Here is a 2,012-nt window from a genome sequence, read left to right on the forward strand (position 1 = left end):
GGTACGGGTACGACGTTGGGTGACCCGATCGAGGCGCAGGCGTTGCTGGCGACGTATGGGCAGGATCGGCCGGAGGGTCGGCCGTTGTGGCTGGGGTCGGTGAAGTCGAACATCGGTCATACGCAGGCTGCGGCTGGTGTTGCCGGTGTGATCAAGATGGTCATGGCGATGCGGCATGGTGTGCTGCCGAAGACGCTGCACGTCGACGCCCCGTCCTCGCACGTCGACTGGTCGGCCGGCGACGTCGAGCTCCTGACCGAGCCCGTCGAGTGGACGGCAACCGACCGACGACTCCGGGCAGGCGTGTCGTCCTTCGGCATCAGCGGCACGAACGCCCACGTGATCCTGGAGCAGCCCGAACCCGCCGAGGTGCCGGCTGCCCTGGAGAACGGGCCTGTGGTCGAGCCCGGAGTGGTGCCCTGGGTGCTCTCGGGCAAGACCGAGGCGGCGCTGCGGGCCCAGGCCGCCCGCCTGCTCAACCACGTCGAGGGCGAGTCCGAACTGCCGACTGCCAGCATCGGCTACTCCCTGGCCACGGAACGGTCGAGCTTCACACACCGCGCTGTGGTGCTGGCCGCGGACTGGGACGGCATCGTGCGGTCCCTCTCCGCGCTGCTGGTCGGCGAGGCGGACGCGGGTGTGGTCGAGGGCCAGGTGGGGTCGGGCCGTTCGGCGTTCTTGTTCTCGGGTCAGGGTTCGCAGCGGTTGGGGATGGGGCGTGAGTTGTACGGCCGGTTCCCTGTTTTTGCTGAGGCGTTCGATGCGGTGTGTGCGGGGCTGGACGAGCACCTGGACCGTCCGCTGCGGGACGTGGTCTGGGGCGAGGACGAAGAGCTGCTGAACCAGACGGTGTATGCGCAGGCTGGGCTGTTCGCGGTCGAGGTGGCGCTGTTCCGGTTGGTGGAGTCGTGGGGTGTCCGGCCGGACTTTGTGGCGGGTCATTCCATTGGTGAGGTTGCTGCTGCGCATGTGGCGGGTGTGTTCTCGCTGGATGGTGCGTGTGCTCTGGTGGCGGCGCGTGGCCGGTTGATGCAGGCGCTGCCGTCGGGCGGTGCGATGGTTGCGGTGCGGGCGACGGAGGACGAGGTTCTGCCGCACCTGACGGATGAGGTGTCGATCGCCGCTGTCAACGGCCCGTTGTCCGTGGTGGTTTCGGGTGCGGAGAGTGCGGTTGAGGCGATCCGCGTGTACTTCGAGGGTGAGGGTCGTAAGGCGACGCGGCTTCGTGTGTCGCATGCGTTCCACTCGCCGCTGATGGAGCCGATGCTGGAGGACTTCCGCAAGGTCGTGGAGGGGCTGTCCTTCGGTTCCCCGACCATTCCGGTGGTCTCCAACCTCACCGGCGAGCCGGCTTCGGACGAGTACCTGTGCTCTGCGGACTACTGGGTGCGGCACGTTCGCGAGGCCGTGCGTTTCGCGGACGGTGTGCGTGCGTTGCAGGCCGAGGGTGTCACCCGGTTCCTGGAGCTGGGGCCGGACGGTGTGTTGTCGGCCATGGCCCGGGAGTCGGTGACCGACGAGGCCGCCGTACTCGTCCCCGTACTCCGCAAGGACCGGGACGAAGAGGTCACGGTGCTCGGCGCGATGGCGCAGTTGCACGTTCAGGGCGCGAAGGTCGACTGGGCCGCTGTCTTCACCGGGACCGGTGCAGGGCACGTCGATCTGCCGACGTACGCCTTCCAGCACGAGCGGTTCTGGCCGGCAGGTTCGCTGATGCGTGCGGGGGATGTGCGGTTCGCGGGGCTGGGTTCGGCGGAGCATCCGATGCTGGGTGCGGCGGTGGAGCTGGTCAACACTGACGGCTTCCTGTTCACCGGGCGTCTGTCGGTGCAGTCGCATCCTTGGCTTGCCGATCATGTGGTGATGGGTTCGGTGCTTGTGCCGGGTACGGCTTTGCTGGAGTTGGCGATCCGTGCCGGCGACGAGACCGGTTGCCATGCGGTCGAGGAGTTGACGCTGGCCGCGCCGCTGGTGTTGCCCGAGCAGGGTGGCGTTCAGGTGCAGGTGTGGGT

The 2,012-nt window shown here is 68.0% G+C and carries 1 protein-coding gene; it reads left to right on the forward strand.

The window, feature by feature from the left end:
- Nucleotides 1–2,012, forward strand: a 2,012-nt coding sequence (locus ABZ956_RS30455; protein WP_361900748.1) for a type I polyketide synthase, incomplete at both ends; no start/stop codon positions are given.

The sequence above is a fragment of the Streptomyces sp. NPDC046261 genome (assembly GCF_040646235.1).
Lineage (GTDB): Bacteria > Actinomycetota > Actinomycetes > Streptomycetales > Streptomycetaceae > Streptomyces.